This window comes from Streptomyces sp. NRRL F-5135 (genome assembly GCF_000719775.1).
Taxonomy (GTDB): Bacteria; Actinomycetota; Actinomycetes; order Streptomycetales; family Streptomycetaceae; genus Streptomyces; species Streptomyces hebeiensis.
The window spans coordinates 144,849-160,423 of sequence record NZ_JOHR01000019.1 but is presented as its reverse complement, the minus strand read 5'-3'; the positions used below and the strand labels follow the sequence as shown (position 1 = coordinate 160,423).

At 70.5% G+C, this 15,575-nt stretch carries 10 protein-coding genes; 5 read left to right on the top strand and 5 right to left on the bottom strand.

The features are described from left to right. Nucleotides 1–3: 3 nt before the first annotated feature. Complete coding sequence (locus tag IG02_RS0129295) at nt 4–1,761, top strand: sugar ABC transporter ATP-binding protein (protein ID WP_078854919.1); 1,758 nt, start codon at nt 4–6, stop codon at nt 1,759–1,761. Then, entirely contained in the window at nt 1,758–2,786 is a 1,029-nt protein-coding gene (locus IG02_RS0129290) for an ABC transporter permease (RefSeq protein ID WP_030754560.1), read from the top strand. Before IG02_RS0129295 ends, IG02_RS0129290 begins: the two co-directional genes overlap by 4 nt. A 75-nt stretch (nt 2,787–2,861) precedes the next feature. Here the strand turns inward: IG02_RS0129290 and IG02_RS0129285 are convergent, their stop codons facing one another. The 5 genes from IG02_RS0129285 to IG02_RS0129265 form a co-directional block, all read right to left on the bottom strand. Continuing rightward, the gene (locus IG02_RS0129285) at nt 2,862–3,533 is read right to left on the bottom strand and encodes a FadR/GntR family transcriptional regulator (protein WP_030754558.1); all 672 of its coding nucleotides are present in this window, start codon (nt 3,531–3,533) and stop codon (nt 2,862–2,864) included. Nucleotides 3,534–3,654: 121 nt separating this feature from the next. Continuing rightward, a complete protein-coding gene (locus IG02_RS0129280) occupies nt 3,655–5,265 on the bottom strand; it encodes a glycerol-3-phosphate dehydrogenase/oxidase (protein WP_030754556.1) in 1,611 nt (536 codons plus the stop codon). A gap of 63 nt (nt 5,266–5,328) precedes the next feature. Next, nucleotides 5,329–6,891, bottom strand: a complete 1,563-nt coding sequence (glpK, locus tag IG02_RS0129275) for a glycerol kinase GlpK (protein WP_030754553.1) — start codon at nt 6,889–6,891, stop codon at nt 5,329–5,331. A 36-nt stretch (nt 6,892–6,927) separates the two neighbouring features. Then, complete coding sequence (locus tag IG02_RS0129270; RefSeq protein ID WP_030754551.1) at nt 6,928–7,719, bottom strand: MIP/aquaporin family protein; 792 nt, start codon at nt 7,717–7,719, stop codon at nt 6,928–6,930. Nucleotides 7,720–7,944: 225 nt separating this feature from the next. Further along, a complete protein-coding gene (locus tag IG02_RS0129265) occupies nt 7,945–8,709 on the bottom strand; it encodes an IclR family transcriptional regulator (protein ID WP_030754549.1) in 765 nt (254 codons plus the stop codon). A 272-nt stretch (nt 8,710–8,981) separates the two neighbouring features. Here IG02_RS0129265 and metH point away from each other — a divergent pair, with 272 nt between their 5' ends. The 3 genes from metH to IG02_RS0129250 all read left to right on the top strand — a co-directional run bounded on the left by metH (nt 8,982) and on the right by IG02_RS0129250 (nt 15,514). After that, a complete protein-coding gene (gene metH, locus IG02_RS0129260) occupies nt 8,982–12,494 on the top strand; it encodes a methionine synthase (protein WP_030754547.1) in 3,513 nt (1,170 codons plus the stop codon). Nucleotides 12,495–12,696: 202 nt separating this feature from the next. Beyond that, on the top strand, nt 12,697–13,398 hold the full coding sequence (locus tag IG02_RS0129255; RefSeq protein ID WP_030754544.1) for an HAD family hydrolase: 702 nt from the start codon (nt 12,697–12,699) through the stop codon (nt 13,396–13,398). A gap of 505 nt (nt 13,399–13,903) precedes the next feature. Then, nucleotides 13,904–15,514: an ABC transporter substrate-binding protein gene (locus IG02_RS0129250; protein ID WP_030754542.1), complete on the top strand. Its 1,611-nt coding sequence runs from the start codon at nt 13,904–13,906 to the stop codon at nt 15,512–15,514. The last annotated feature ends 61 nt before the right edge of the window (nt 15,515–15,575 follow it).

The window sequence follows — 15,575 nt, the reverse complement described above, 5'->3', positions numbered from 1 at the left end:
ATCATGGATGCCGCACGAGCCGACGGGCACGCGCACGACGAGGCGCACGCGCACGACGAGGCACACGCACACGACGAGGCACACGCACACCCGCCCGCGCACGCACCCGCCGGGCGGGCCGGGCACCGGGACCGGCACGCGTCGGCCCCGGCAGCGCTCCGGGCGGAGGGCATCGTCAAACGCTTCGGCCCCACCCTGGCCCTCGACGAGGTACGGCTCACGGTCCGGCCCGGCGAGTCCCACGCGCTCGTGGGCCGTAACGGCGCGGGCAAGTCGACCCTGGTCGGAGTGGTCACCGGACTGCACCGGCCGGATGCGGGTGAGGTCACCTTCGACGGCGATCCCGCCCCCGCCTTCGGTGACACCGGGGCCTGGCGCTCCCGGATCGCCTGCGTCCACCAGAAGTCCATGGCGGTCCCCGACCTGACCGTCGCCGAGAACCTCTTCCTGGGGGACTACGGGCTCGACCGCGGCCGCCGCCTGATCAACTGGCGGGGGCTGCGCCGGCGCGCGCGGGACCTGCTCGCGGAGTACGGCGTCGAGGTCGACCCGGACACCCGCGCGAAGGACCTGCCCGTCGAACACCGGCAGTTCATGGAGATCGCGCGGGCGCTGTCCTTCGGTGCCCGGCTGATCGTCCTGGACGAGCCCACGGCACAGCTCGACGCGCGCGGGATCCAGCGGCTGTTCGACAAGCTCCGCGAACTGCGCGAGCAGGGGGTGGCGTTCCTGTTCATCTCCCACCACCTCCAGGAGGTGTACGAGCTGTGCACGACCGTCACCGTCTACCGGGACGCCCGCCACGTGCTGACCGCCCCCGTGGCGGGACTGCCCAAGGCGGACCTGGTGGCGGCGATGACGGGGGAGTCCGCCGGGGCGGCCGGGACCTGGCACGCGAAGCCCGCGGGGGCGGAATCCGCGTCGGCTCCCGCGCCCGGCCTCGTACCGGAGGCCGTACCCGGTTCCCGTCCGGGGCCCGCGCACGGTACCGCCCCGGACCGCGCGGCCGGCGGGTCGTCCGCCGGCCGCGCCGAGCCCGTCCTGACCGCCGAAGCCCTCGCGCTCGACGGGGAGTTCGAGGCTCTCGACCTCGCCGTGCGGCCCGGCGAGGTGCTCGGCCTCGCCGGGGCCGCCGCCAGCGGCACCACCGCGCTGGGCGAGACCCTCGTCGGGATGCGCGCGGCGACATCCGGCCGGATCGCCGTGCGCGGACGCCCGGTCCGGTCCGGCAGCGTCCCGCACGCCCTGGACGCCGGCATCGGCTACGTCCCCGAGGACCGGCACCGCCAGGGGCTGGTCGCCGACCGCAGCGTCGCGGAGAACGCCACGCTCACCGTGACCGACCAGCTCGGCCGCTGGGGGGCCGTACTGCCGTCCCGTACCAGGGAGTTCGCCCAGGGCATGATCGAATCGCTGGACATCAAGACCCGGGGGCCCGAGCAGCCGGTCTCCGGACTGTCGGGCGGCAACCAGCAGAAGGTCGTCGTCGCCCGCGCGCTGGCCCGTGGGCCGGCGGTGCTGGTGGCCCTGCGGCCCACCGCGGGGGTGGACGTCACCTCGAAGAACGCGCTGCTCGGCGTCGTGCGCCGGGTCGCGGACGAGGGCCGCGCGGCCGTGATCGTCTCGGACGAGCTGGACGATCTGCGGGTGTGCGACCGGGTGCTCGCCCTCTTCCACGGGCGGGTGGTGGCAACGTTCGGGAGCGGCTGGAGCGACCGGGAACTGGTCGCCGCGATGGAAGGTGTGGGGGAGCGGGAATGACACAGACCGTACAGCCGCCGACGGCGGGCGCCGCGGAGCGCGCGGCCCCGCGGAGCCGGGTGCGGGCCATCCGGTGGAGCGACTTCTCCCTGGTCCCGGTGATCCTGGTGCTGATGGTGATCGGCTTCATCGTCTCGCCGGTGTTCCTCACCGCCGACAACCTGATCAGCGTCGTCCAGCAGTCCTCGGAGCTGAGCCTGCTGGTGCTGGGCCAGGCGCTGATCCTGATCTGCGGACGGATGGACCTGTCCCTGGAATCGACCATCGGTATCGCGCCGGTCGTCGCCATGTGGCTGGTACTGCCCACGGAGGGCGGCCGGTTCGCCGGGCTCGACCTGCTGCCGGTCTGGCTGGCGATACCCGCCTGCCTGCTCGTCGGCGTGGTCATCGGCCTCGCCAACGGCTTCCTGATGCTCAAGCTGCGGGTCAACGGCTTCATCGCCACCCTCGGCATGCTCACCATGCTGCGCGGCCTGCACATCGGTATCACCGAGGGCAAGTCGATCACCGGTGTGCCGGAGTCCTTCCGCTACCTCGGCAAGACCGACTGGCTGGGCGTCCCGGCCGCCGTGTGGATCTGTCTGGCGCTGTTCGCGCTCGGCGGCGCGGCGCTGGCCTGGCTGCGGCACGGCCGCGCGCTGTACGCCATCGGCGGCAACCCGGAGGCGGCGCGCGCGGCCGGGATCCGGGTGGACCGCGTCACCTGGACCGTCCTCGCCGTCGGCGGACTGCTCGCGGCCTTCGCGGGCATCCTCTACACCGGCCACTACGGCTCGGTCGCGGCCACCCAGGGCAACGGCTGGATCTTCCAGGTCTTCGCCGCCGCCGTCATCGGCGGGATCAGCCTCAAGGGCGGACGCGGCACGCTCTTCGGCGCGCTCACCGGGGTGCTGACCCTCCAGCTGGTGGTGAACGTGATGACGCTGGGAGGCGTGCCGGCGCTGTGGAACCAGTTCCTCAACGGCGCGATCATCATCCTCGCCCTGGTCATCTCGCGCTTCGCGAGCGGCGAGAAGCAGGACTGACGCGGCTGACGGGTGTGACGTCACCTGACGGGCCCTCCGGCACACCGCGCACGGCGTACAGGCGTCGTGCACGGCTCACAGCGTGGAGCGCAGCCACATCTCCACGCTCGCGATATGGACCGTGGCCCAGGACCTGGCCGCCTCCGCGTCCCGGTCCCGGAGCGCGGAGAGGATCGCCCGGTGCTCGTGGAGCGTACGGCTGACCGCGTCCCGCTGGGTCAGCCCGCGCCAGATACGGGCCCGGGTGGTCGGCCCGGAGAGCCCGTCCAGCAGGGAGCACAGCACCGAGTTGCCCGACGCGGAGACGATGCCGTGGTGGAACTCCAGGTCGGCCGCGACGAGCTGCTCCACCGAAGGGTCCGGGCCGAGCGCGTCCAACTGGGCTTCGAGCGCGTCCAGTTCGGCATCGGTGACGCGGCTGCTCGCCATGGCCGTCGCGGCGGGCTCCAGGATGCGGCGGACGGCGAGGAACTCCAGCACGGTGTCGTCGCGGTGGAAGTCCACGACGAAGCTCAGCGCCTCCAGCAGGAGCTGGGGATCGAGGCTGGTGACGTACGTACCGTCCCCCTGCCGTACGTCGAGGATGCGGATGAGCGACAGCGCCCGCACCGCCTCGCGCAGCGAGTTGCGCGACAGCCCCAGCTCGGCGGCGAGTTCGCTCTCCTTGGGCAGCCGGTCACCCGGGCGCAGCGCGCCGGAGACGATCATCCCCTTGATCTTCTCGATGGCCTCGTCGGTGACAGCCATGGCGACCCCTCCGCACATCCGATGTATCGGCCCATTATGCGCGCTGGGGCAGGTGCGCGGCGGCGCTCCCCCGGACGGCCCGTACGGTCCGGGGGAGCGCCCTGTGCGCGGCGTCCGGAGATCAGGCCGGCCGCTTGCCGAGGACGTCCTCGACCCCGGCGCGGATCTCGTCCGTGGCCAGGCCGCGGATCGTCAGCGTCGTACGGCGGCGCAGCACGTCGTCCGCCGTCTCGGCCCATTCGTGGTCCCGGGCGTAGACGACCTGCGCCCAGATCTCCGGCGCGTCCGGGTGGATCCGCTCGGCGAGCTCGGGGCGTTCGTTCGCCAGCCGCGCGATGTGGAAGGAGAGCGAGCCGTAGTGGGTGGCGAGGTGCCGCGCGGTGTCGGAGGCCATGGCCGGTCCCTGCCCCGCGCCGTCGACGAGCAGCCGGTGGGCGACCGCGCGCGGACTGGCGATGCCCGGCAGCGGCGGCTTCTTCGGCAGCCGGGAGACGGGTTCCATGCCCTGGCCGAGGGGGTGCCCCGGCAGGGCCGCCAGCTTGTTCAGGACCGTACGGCCGATGTGCCGGAACGTGGTCCACTTGCCGCCCGCGACCGAGAGCATGCCGCCGCGGCCCTCGGTCACGACGGTCTCGCGCTTGGCCTTGGAGGTGTCGCCCGGCCCGCCGGGCAGCACCCGCAGACCGGCGAACGCGTAGGTGATCAGGTCCCGGTCCAGCTGCTGGTCCCGTACGGAGAACGCCGCCTCGTCGAGGATCTGGCGGATGTCCTTCTCGTCGACCGAGAGGTCCGCCGGGTCGCCCTCGTACTCCTCGTCCGTCGTTCCCAGCAGCAGCATGTCCTCCCAAGGGAGGGCGAAGGTGATGCGGTACTTGTCTATCGGGGTGGCGAGCGCGGCCCGCCAGGGGGCGGTGCGCTTGAGGACCAGGTGCGCCCCCTTGGAGAGCCGGATGGAGGGTGCCGCGTCCGGGTTCTCCATCTTCCGCAGGTGGTCGACCCAGGGACCGGTGGCGTTCAGCACGAGCCGGGCGTCCACCCCGAACTCGGTGCCGTCCACCCGGTCCTCGAGGTCGGCGCCGGTCACCCGGCCCCCGGTGAACCGCAGGCCGGTGACCTGGGCGTGGTTGAGGACGACCGCGCCGGACTCGACGGCGGCCCGGACCGTCATCAGCGCCATCCGCGCGTCGTTCATCTGGTCGTCGCCGTAGACGGCCACGGCCTTCAGATCGTCCGTACGCAGCTCGGGAACGGCCCGCCGGGCCTTGTCCGGGCTGATCACATGGCCGACGCCGTCGCCGAACGCGGAGAGCGCGGAGTAGGCGAAGACGCCCGCGCCGAGCTTGGCCGCGCCGTGCGGGCCGCCCTTGTAGACCGGCAGATAGAAGGTCAGCGGGTTGGCCAGGTGCGGTGCCACCTGCCGGGAGACCGCACGGCGCTCGAAGTGGTTCTCCGCGACCAGCTTCACCGCGCCGGTCTGGAGGTAGCGCAGACCGCCGTGGAGCAGCTTGGAGGAGGCGGAGGAGGTGGCGCCGGCGAAGTCACCGGCGTCGACCAGGGCCACCCGCAGACCCGACTGGGAGGCATGCCAGGCCGTGGAGATGCCCAGGATGCCGCCGCCGATCACCAGGAGGTCGAATGCCGCGTTGGACAGCCGGTCCCGGGTCTCGGCGCGGCTCGGCAGGAAACCGCCGGCCGGGTGGGTCCCCAGAGCGGGGACGTGCAGGGTGCTCATCGTTAACTCCTCTTCGCCTCTCTCCGGCTCGCGGCTCGGGCGGCCGGCCGGGCTGGGTGTGGTTCAGCTGTCGTCGTCGACGTCGAGCCAGCCCGTGGTGCGCTCGACGGCCTTGAGCCAGTTCTTGTACTCACGGTCCCGGGTCGCCGGGTCCATCCGGGGCGTCCACTCGGCGGCCCGGCGCCAGTTGGCGCGCAGCGCCTCGGTGTCCGGCCAGAAGCCCACGGCCAGGCCGGCCGCGTAGGCGGCGCCGAGACAGGTGGTCTCGGCGACCATCGGGCGCACCACCGGCGCGTCCAGGACGTCCGAGAGCGTCTGCATCAGCAGGTTGTTGGAGGTCATCCCGCCGTCGACCTTGAGCGAGGTCAGCTCGACCCCGGAGTCCTTCGTCATGGCGTCACTGATCTCACGGGTCTGCCAGGCCGTGGCCTCCAGCACCGCCCGGGCGATGTGCGCCTTGGTGACGTAGCTGGTCAGGCCCGCGATGACGCCGCGCGCGTCGGGGCGCCAGTGCGGGGCGAAGAGCCCGGAGAAGGCGGGCACGAAGTACGCGCCGCCGTTGTCGTCCACCGAGGACGCCAGGGTCTCGATCTCGGCCGCGGAGTTGATCAGGCCCATCTGGTCGCGCATCCACTGCACCAGCGAACCGGTGACGGCGATGGAGCCCTCCAGGGCGTAGACCGCGTCCTGGTCGCCGATCCGGTAGCCGACCGTCGTCAGCAGGCCGGCGTAGGAGTTGACCGGCTTGTTGGCGGTGTTCATCAGCATGAACGTGCCGGTGCCGTACGTGGACTTCGCCTCGCCCTCGGCGAAACAGGTCTGGCCGAACAGCGCGGCCTGCTGGTCACCGAGCGCGGAGGCGACCGGGATGCCGTCCAGGACGCCGCCCTTGGCGGTGCCGTACACCTCGGCGGAGGACCGGATCTCCGGCAGCATCGCGGTCGGGACCTCCATCGAGGCCGCGATCTTCGCGTCCCACTGGAGGGTGTGCAGGTTCATCAGCATCGTGCGGGAGGCGTTGGTGACGTCCGTGACGTGCACGCCGCCGTCGGTGCCGCCGGTGAGGTTCCAGATGACCCACGAGTCCATCGTGCCGAAGAGGATCTCGCCGCGTTCGGCGCGCTCGCGCAGCCCGGGCACGTTGTCCAGCAGCCAGCGGGCCTTCGGCCCCGCGAAGTAGCTGGCCAGCGGCAGGCCGGTCTCACGGCGGAAGCGGTCCTGGCCGACGTTGCGGCCGAGCTCGCGGCAGAGCGCGTTGGTCCGGGTGTCCTGCCAGACGATGGCGTTGTGGACGGGCTCACCGGTGTTCTTGTCCCACAGCAGCGTGGTCTCGCGCTGGTTGGTGATGCCGATGGCCTTGACGTCCGCGGAGGTGATGCCGGCCTTCTCGACGGCGCGGGTCACGACCTCCTGGACATTGGCCCAGATCTCGGTGGCGTCGTGTTCCACCCAGCCGGGCCTGGGAAAGATCTGCTCATGCTCCTTCTGGTCGACGGAGACGATGCGGCCGTCCCGGTCGAAGACGATGCAGCGGCTGGACGTGGTGCCCTGGTCGATCGCCGCGATGAAGGGTCCCGAGCCGTGCGAGGAGGTGCCGGTCGTGCCGGTGGTTGTCGTGTCGCTCACGGTGTCTGCTCCTGTTCGGTGCGAAGGGGAGGGGGCTTACGCGAAGACCCAGTTGTAGTAACCGCCGGCGAGGGCTCCGCCGATCAGCGGCGCGACCACCGGGATCCAGGCGTAACCCCAGTCGGAGCCGCCCTTGTTGGGCAGCGGCAGCAGCGCGTGCACGATGCGGGGACCGAGGTCACGGGCCGGGTTGATGGCGTAGCCCGTGGGCCCGCCCAGGGACAGGCCGATGCCCACGACGAGGAACGCGGTGATCAGCACACCGAGGGGGCCGAGGCCGTCGCCCTCGTTGTTCAGTCCCTGGGTGAGGATCGATATGACCAGGACGAAGGTGGCGACGATCTCCGTGAGCGCGTTCTGCAGGGCGTTGCGGACCTCGGGACCCGTGGAGAAGACACCGAGCACGGGCCCCGCCGCGGGTGCCGCCTTCTGATCCACCAGGCCCTCCTTCTCCGGCTGCGCGGCGAGAATCTCCGGGTCGGTCAGATGAGCCTTGAACTGGCCCATGTAGACCACCCACACCAGCAAAGCGCCGATCATCGCGCCCAGCATCTGGGAGCCGATGTAGAGGGGTACGTCGCTCCACTTCGTACCGCCCTCGATGGCGAGGCCGAGAGTGACCGCAGGATTGAGGTGGGCACCGGAGACACCGGACGAGAGATACGCGCCGACCATCACCGCGAAGCCCCAGCCGAGGCTGATGGCGACCCAGCCGGCGTTGTGCGCCTTGGAGCGCTTGAGCACCACGCCGGCGACCACGCCGCCGCCGAGCAGGATGAGCAGGGCCGTACCCGTGACCTCACCTATGAAGATGTCGAAGTGGGACACCCGAGACTCCTTCGTCCAGGGGTAGACAAACCTCCGGTTCGCACCAGTGGTCCGCGCCCTCGGGCGAGGGCGTTGCCGGCTGATGGCGTTGTCACACACTAACTCCTATGGTCGATAGGCGTTCGACAATGCCGACCGTTGAACGGCAGTTTTGTCCCGCGATCCTCCGTCGTCAAGGGTTCGGTGCCCGAATTCCGACTCGTTATCGACGACCGGCCGTCGGCTTCAGAACCGCCCGGCGCCGATGTCCCGGGAGACGGCGCGGGCGCACTCCCGTACGGCGGCCACCAGCTCGGAACGCACCTCGCCGGCCGGGCAGATCCGCTCCACCGCGCCGGTGATGGCGATGGCGCCGACCGGCATCCGGCGCCGGTTGTGGATGGGGGCGGCCACCGCCGCCACGCCCTCCCAGGTCTCCTCCAGGTCCTCCGCCCAGCCGCGCGCCCTGGTCAGGTCGAGCACCTTCTCGAACGCCGCCAGGTCCGTGACCGTGCGCGGCGTGAGGACCGCCCGCTCGTTCTCCACCGCCTCGTTGTGCGCCACCGGGTCGTACGCGGCGAGCACCTTGCCCAGCGCGGTGGAGTGCAGCGGCTGCATCGCGCCCACCTCCAGCACCTGCCGGCTGTCGTCAGGGCGGAAGACGTGGTGGACGATCAGGACGCCCGCCTGGTGGACGACGCCCAGGTGCACGCTCTCGCCGCTGGAGCGGGCCAGGTCGTCCGTCCAGACCAGGGCGCGGGCGCGCAGCTCGTGCACGTCGAGGTAGCTGTTGCCCAGGCGCAGCAGCTCGGCGCCCAGCTGGTAGCGGCCGGAGGCGGTGTCCTGCTCGACGAAGCCCTCCGCCTGGAGGGTGCGGAGGATGCCGTGGGCGGTGCCCTTGGCCAGCCCGAGGGAGGAGGAGATCTCCGACAGGCCGAGCCTGCGCTCGCCCCCCGCGAGCAGCCGGAGCATCGCCGCCGCCCGTTCCAGCGACTGAATGTTCTTCGCCATCGGCCCCGGTCCTCCACTACGTTCGACAATGCTGAACACTATCGGTCGTTGCCGACCTTTTCTCACCGTGGAGACGATCTGTCAAGACCTGGTGCCCCTTCCGGCGTTCCTCGCCGGTCGCGGCCCCGACCCCCGGTTTTTCCGCAGAACAGGATGCCGTCCGCCCACCGGGACACCCCACCGAGAGTCGAGCGGGAGAGCTAGGCTGGCCCGGTGCGCTCGCCCATCGCGGGCGCAAAGCCGACAGCCGTCGCAGCCCAGGGAGTACTTTCATGGCCCCGTCGCCGACCCCCGCCACCGACAGCAGGACCCGTATCGAAGCCCTCCGCGAGGCGCTCGCCACCCGTGTGGTGGTGGCCGACGGCGCGATGGGCACGATGCTCCAGGCGCAGGACCCCACCCTCGCGGACTTCCAGGACCTGGAGGGCTGCAACGAGATCCTGAACGTGACGCGCCCGGACATCGTCCGGTCCGTGCACGAGGAGTACTTCGCGGTCGGCGTCGACTGCGTCGAGACCAACACGTTCGGCGCGAACTTCGCGGCCCTGGGGGAGTACGACATCCCCGAGCGGGTCTTCGAGCTCTCCGAGGCCGGTGCCCGTATCGCCCGCGAGGCCGCCGACGAGGCCACCGCCGCCACCGGACAGCAGCGCTGGGTGCTGGGCTCCATGGGCCCCGGTACCAAGCTGCCGACCCTCGGCCACGCCCCGTACACCACCCTGCGCGACGCCTACCAGCAGAACGCCGAGGGCATGATCGCCGGCGGCGCCGACGCCCTGCTGGTGGAGACCACCCAGGACCTGCTCCAGACCAAGGCCGCCGTCCTCGGCGCCCGCCGCGCGCTGGCGGCGACCGGCGCGAACCTCCCCGTCATCTGCTCCGTGACGGTCGAGACGACCGGCACGATGCTGCTCGGCTCGGAGATCGGCGCGGCCCTGACCGCGCTGGAGCCGCTGGGCATCGACATGATCGGCCTCAACTGCGCCACCGGCCCGGCCGAGATGAGCGAGCACCTGCGCTACCTCGCCCGGCACTCCCGCATCCCGCTGTCCTGCATGCCGAACGCCGGCCTGCCGGTGCTCGGCAAGGACGGGGCGCACTACCCGCTGACCCCCGGCGAGCTCGCCGACGCCCAGGAGACCTTCGTCCGGGAGTACGGCCTGTCCCTGGTCGGCGGGTGCTGCGGTACGACCCCGGAGCACCTGCGCCAGGTCGTCGAGCGGGTGCGCGGCGTGGCCTCCACCGAGCGCACCCCGCGCCCCGAGCCCGGCGCCGCGTCCCTCTACCAGTCCGTTCCCTTCCGGCAGGACACCGCGTACCTCGCCATCGGTGAGCGGACGAACGCCAACGGTTCGAAGAAGTTCCGCGAGGCCATGCTGGCCGGCCGCTGGGACGACTGCGTGGAGCTGGCCCGCGAGCAGATCCGCGAGGGCGCCCACCTGCTGGACCTCTGCGTCGACTACGTCGGCCGGGACGGCGTCGCCGACATGGAGGAGCTCGCCGGACGGTTCGCCACCGCCTCCACCCTGCCGATCGTTCTGGACTCCACGGAGGTCGACGTCATCCGGGCGGGCCTGGAGAAGCTCGGCGGCCGCGCGGTGATCAACTCCGTGAACTACGAGGACGGCGACGGACCCGAGTCCCGCTTCGCGAAGGTCACGGAACTGGCGCGGGAGCACGGCGCCGCGCTGATCGCGCTGACCATCGACGAGGAGGGCCAGGCCCGCACCCCGGAGAAGAAGGTCGAGATCGCCGAGCGGCTGATCGACGACCTGACCGGCAACTGGGGCATCCACGAGTCGGACATCCTCATCGACACCCTGACCTTCACCATCTGCACCGGTCAGGAGGAGTCCCGCAAGGACGGCGTCGCCACCATCGAGGCGATCCGCGAGCTCAAGCGCCGCCACCCCGAGGTGCAGACCACCCTGGGCCTGTCCAACATCTCCTTCGGACTCAACCCGGCCGCCCGGATCGTCCTGAACTCCGTCTTCCTGGACGAGTGCGTCAAGGCGGGTCTGGACTCGGCGATCGTGCACGCCTCGAAGATCCTTCCCATCGCCCGTTTCAGCGAGGAAGAGGTGCGAACGGCCCTCGACCTGATCTACGACCGCCGCGCCGAGGGGTACGACCCGCTCCAGAGGCTCATGGAGCTGTTCGAGGGCGCCACCGCCAAGTCCCTCAAGGCGGGCAAGGCCGAGGAACTGGCCGCCCTGCCGCTGGACGAGCGCCTCCAGCGCCGCATCATCGACGGCGAGCGCAACGGCCTGGAGGCCGACCTGGACGAGGCGCTGCTCACCCGGCCCGCCCTGGAGATCGTCAACGACACCCTGCTGGAGGGCATGAAGGTCGTCGGCGAGCTGTTCGGCTCCGGTCAGATGCAGTTGCCGTTCGTCCTCCAGTCCGCCGAGGTCATGAAGACGGCCGTGGCGCACCTCGAACCGCACATGGAGAAGTCGGACGACGAGGGGAAGGGCACGATCGTGCTCGCCACCGTCCGCGGCGACGTCCACGACATCGGCAAGAACCTCGTGGACATCATCCTCTCCAACAACGGCTACAACGTGGTGAACCTGGGCATCAAGCAGCCCGTCTCCGCGATCCTGGACGCCGCGCGCGAAAACCGCGCGGACGTGATCGGCATGTCCGGTCTGCTGGTGAAGTCGACCGTGATCATGAAGGAGAACCTGGAGGAGCTCAACCAGCGCAGGATGGCCGCCGACTACCCGGTGATCCTCGGTGGCGCGGCCCTCACCCGCGCCTACGTCGAGCAGGACCTGCACGAGATCTACGAGGGCGAGGTCCGCTACGCGCGCGACGCGTTCGAGGGCCTGCGCCTGATGGACGCGCTGATCGCCGTCAAGCGCGGTGTGCCCGGCGCCACCCTCCCCGAGCTCAAGCAGCGCCGGGTCAGGGCCACGGCGAGCGCGGTCGTGGAGGACCGGCCCGACGAGGGCGCGGTCCGCTCCGACGTCGCCGTCGACAACCCCGTGCCCACGCCGCCGTTCCGGGGCACCCGGGTCGTCAAGGGCATCCAGCTCAAGGAGTACGCCTCCTGGCTGGACGAAGGCGCTCTCTTCAAGGGCCAGTGGGGCCTGAAGGAGTCCCGCAAGGGCGACGGCCCCGGCTACGAGGAACTGGTGGAGACCGAGGGACGGCCCCGGCTGCGCGGCTGGCTCGACCGGTTGCAGACCGAGAACCTGCTGGAAGCCGCCGTCGTGTACGGCTACTTCCCCTGTGTGTCCAAGGGCGACGACCTCATCCTGCTGGGCGACGACGGCGCCGAGCGCACCCGCTTCACGTTCCCGCGCCAGCGCCGGGGCCGCAGGCTCTGCCTGGCGGACTTCTTCCGCCCCGAGGACTCCGGCGAGACGGATGTCGTCGGGCTCCAGGTCGTCACCGTCGGCTCGAAGATCGGCGCGGCCACGGCGGAGCTGTTCGAGGCCAACGCCTACCGCGACTACCTCGAACTGCACGGCCTGTCCGTCCAGCTCGCCGAGGCGCTCGCCGAGTACTGGCACGCCCGGGTCCGCTCCGAGCTGGGCTTCGCGGGAGAGGACCCGGCCGACGTCGAAGGCATGTTCGCCCTGAAGTACCGGGGCGCGCGCTTCTCGCTCGGTTACGGGGCCTGCCCGGACCTGGAGGACCGCGCGAAGATCGCCGAGCTGCTGGAGCCCGAGCGGATCGGGGTGCGGCTGTCGGAGGAGTTCCAGCTCCACCCCGAGCAGTCCACGGACGCGATCGTCATCCACCACCCGGAGGCGAAGTACTTCAACGCCCGCTGACGCCGTCCGCACGGGGCGCCGCCTGTGGCCTGATCCTCCTCAGGGATGTGCTCCGACCCGGGCGCCTCGTCCGGTCCCCGGGCGGCGTGCCCGGCGGACCGGACGTACACTGGTCGGTCCAGTGCAGGCCGGTCGCCTGTCCCGATGGGAAACCACGCCGGGGAAGGTGGCCGGCCTTCTCGTCCCTCACGGAGGTGTCCGGATGACCAGTACGGTCCCCGCGTCCTTGACCCGAACGGCGGATGGCTCCGCCCTGCAGGCCGTCCTGCTCGACATGGACGGCACCCTGGTCGACACCGAGGGCTTCTGGTGGGACGCGGAGGTCGAGGTCTTCAAGGCCCTCGGCCATGTCCTCGACGAGACCTGGCGCGACGTGGTGGTCGGCGGGCCCATGACCCGCAGCGCGAGCTTCCTCATCGAGGCCACCGGCGCCGCGATCACGCTCGCCGAACTGACCGTACTGCTCAACGACACCTTCGAGGACCGCATCGCCCGAGGCGTGCCGATGATGCCGGGCGCGCGCCGGCTGCTCGGCGAACTGGCCAACCAGGGCGTGCCCGCCGCCCTCGTCTCCGCCTCGCACCGCCGCATCATCGACCGCGTGCTGACCTCGCTGGGGCCCGAGCACTTCGCGCTGACCGTCGCGGGTGACGAGGTGCCCCGCACCAAACCGCATCCCGACCCGTACCTGCTCGCCGCCCGCGGCCTGGGCGCGGACCCGGCCCGCTGCGCCGTCGTCGAGGACACCGCCACCGGCGTGGCCGCCGCCGAGGCCGCCGGCTGCCGCGTGGTCGCCGTACCGTCCGTCGCGCCGATCCCGCCCGCCTCCGGGCGTACCGTCGTCGCCTCCCTCGAAGAGGTGGACCTCGCATTTCTGCGCCGGATGATGACGCGCCGCCCCTGATTCGCACACCGAGCGTCGCCCCGAAAGCGGTACGGAAACTCTGGGCATTGGCCCGGACGTTTTCCGTTACCCCGTATACGGTATTCATGATCCCGAAAAAAGCCTCCGGACGTGACCTTTATCACTGGTATATGCGTCGACAGGTGGCGTCCCTGCTGATCCAGACCGCACTCGGGCAGGCCCGACTGTGTCCTTGTGTCCGGATTGGTGGAGGGGTGTACGAAACCTTCCCGAGCCCGGATATCACCAGGTCGCTATTGCCGATCACTGTGTGACGCCGACGCCCTTCGGGCCCGTTCCGGCATTCCTGGCGCCGCCGACTAATCTCATCGCGAGCACTTCGCCGCATCAAACGAACGCGTCCCGGCGGTCACCCAAGTCGCCGTGGCACAGGACCGATCGCTCTGATTCCCGGCCCGATCGCACTGCCCCGACCGGGTGGGCACGGCGGAGTCTCCCATGTGCATCGCTGTATCTCAGTGCCGGATGAGGGAGTACGTCCAGGATGAACCGCAAGACTTTGGTGCTGTCGGCCACGTTCGGCCTGCTTGCGCCCGTGCTCGCCGGTTGCGGCGGTTCGGACGGCGGCTCTGACGGCGGTGACCCCATTGTCGTGGGCACCACGGACCGGTACGAGGCCACGAAGGACGCCCCTGCGCCCCTCGACCCGGCTGCCGCGTACGACGTGGGCATCTGGAACATCCTGCGCCAGACGGTGCAGACGCTGATGTACGTGCCGCGCGGCGGTGGCGCGCCCGTGCCCGAGGCCGCCTCCAGCTGCGGCTTCACCGACCGGGAGAACCAGAGTTTCCGCTGCAAGCTGCGCGAGGGGCTGAAGTTCTCCAATGGCGACCCCGTGACGGCGGAGGACGTGAAGTTCTCCTTCCAGCGAGCCCTGTCGATCAAGGATGCCAGCGGTGTCTACGCCCTGCTGTCGAACATCGACACGATGGAGACCAACGGCGACTCCGAGATCATCTTCCATCTCAAGGCGTCCGACGCGACCTTCCCGTACAAGCTGACGACGCCGGTGGCCGGCATCGTGAGCCCCAAGCTGTACTCGGCGAACAAGGTCCGGGACGGCTTCGACGTCGACGGCTCCGGCCCGTACACCTTCAAGGGTGAGGTCAAGGACAACACGCTCGTCAAGGCCACCTTCACCAAGAACCCGAACTACAAGGGCGACCTGAAGGTCCTGAACGACAAGGTCGAGATGCGGTCCTTCGAGGACGCCGACGCCATGGGCAAGGCGCTCGACTCCGACGACATCGACGTGATGACCCGGGCCATGTCGCCCGAGCAGGTTCAGGCGATGCTCAAGAAGCCCAAGGACGGCATCGAACTCACCGAGATGCCCGGCCTCGAGATCCGTTTCCTCGGCTTCGACACCAGCGCGCCGAACGCCAAGGAGAAGGCGGTGCGCCAGGCGATCGCCTACGCCATCGACCGGGGTGAGCTGATCAGCAAGGTGTACAGCGGCATGGCGGAGCCGCTGTACTCCCTCATCCCGTCCAGCGTCGCCACGCACACCAACTCGTTCTTCAACAAGTACGGTGACCGCGACCTGGCCAAGGCCACCAGCACGCTCAACAACGCCGGGATCGAAGCCCCGGTGAAGCTCACGCTGCACTACACGACGGACCACTACGGCTCGGGCACCCAGAAGGAGTTCGAGGTCCTCCGGGACCAGCTCAACAGCAGCGGGCTCTTCGACGTCTCCATCAAGGGCGAGGAGTGGAAGGACTACCGGCCGAAGCAGATCGAGGGTGAGTACGAGGTCTACGGCATGGGCTGGTTCCCGGACTTCCCGGATCCGGAGAACTACATCGTGCCCTTCCTCGACAAGGACAACACCATCGGTTCGCCCTACGTCAACAGCACACTGCGCGGCCAGCTGATCCCGCAGTCGCGCCGCGAGGCCGACCGCAGCGCCGCCACGAAGACGTTCGGGGAGATCCAGAACATCGTCGCCGACGACGTGCCGGTGCTGCCGCTGTGGCAGGGCAAGACCTATGTCGCCGCGCGGGAGGACATCGCCGGTGTCGAGTGGGCGGTCAACCCCGCCTCCGAGCTCCAGCTGTGGGAGCTGCGCCGCGGCTCGGTCGACCCCACCTGATCCGACGCCGCGTGCGCACGGCGGTCCCGAGCAGCACGGTCGTGATCACTGCGGCTGCGAG